This is a genomic window from Serratia sp. PL7, from assembly GCF_945957435.1.
Genome location: NZ_CAMFLB010000106.1, coordinates 1 through 791, shown reverse-complemented (window position 1 = coordinate 791; position 791 = coordinate 1). Strand labels below are relative to the sequence as shown.

Annotated in this window: 2 pseudogenes; one reads left to right on the top strand and one right to left on the bottom strand. The window is 59.3% G+C overall.

Annotation, left to right across the window (positions count from 1 at the left end):
- Positions 1-412: pseudogene (locus N6G83_RS54430) on the bottom strand (hypothetical protein); the annotation flags it as partial.
- Between N6G83_RS54430 and N6G83_RS54425 the strand changes: the two are divergent.
- A pseudogene (locus N6G83_RS54425) lies at positions 330-755 on the top strand (MbeB family mobilization protein); the annotation flags it as partial. The pseudogenes N6G83_RS54430 and N6G83_RS54425 sit on opposite strands and share 83 nt — an antisense overlap.
- Positions 756-791 lie beyond the last annotated feature (36 nt).

Genomic DNA, 791 nt, shown 5'->3' with positions numbered 1-791 from the left:
TGACCGGCTCGGACTGCGCGACCCCAATGACCCCGCCTATCGTCGCCCGCTGACGCAGGCCAGCGACCTGCCGCGAGACAAACAGCAGGCAGCGGAAAAGCTGACCGCCGGCCTGATGAACCTGATGGCACAGGGCGCAATACGCAGCCGGCAGGACGTGGTGACGCAGATCGAGAGCATTGGTCTCACCGTGGCGCGGGAAACCAAAAGCAGCATCAGTATTGCCGACCCGTCCGGCGGCAGAAACATCCGGCTGAAAGGAATGATTTATGAGCGAGATTTTAAATTTGGCGAAGGGCTTCGAGGAGAAATCGAAGCAGCAAGCACAGGATACCGAGCAGAGCGTGAAGCGCGAGTTCGAGAGGCTGGAAACGTCTATCAGCGAGGACTTGAAATCAAGCTCGCAGAGCATCAGCAACGCTATCCGCGAACAGAACGGCAGGCTGACGGGCATGATCAGAGCCATGGCGACCACCGCGCTGATCTGGATAGTGGTCTGCGCCGCGCTGCTGATTGGTATCCTGAGCGGGATAATCTGGTTTCAGGGGCAGATCATCAGCTCACGCCTGAGCGACATCGATGGCTACAGCCAGCAGCTCGCGAGCCTGAAAGCGAAAAGCGGCGCGGGGGTGACGATCTACAACGACGACAGCCAGAAGAACGGTTATCTGGTGGTGCTGCCGGTGAAAGCGCACGGCGTGGAGAGCTACACCTCAACGGCGGGCAACACGGTGGTGAAGTACACCGCGAAGTAACCCCGCCAGAACGCACAGAAACCCCCCTAAACGATT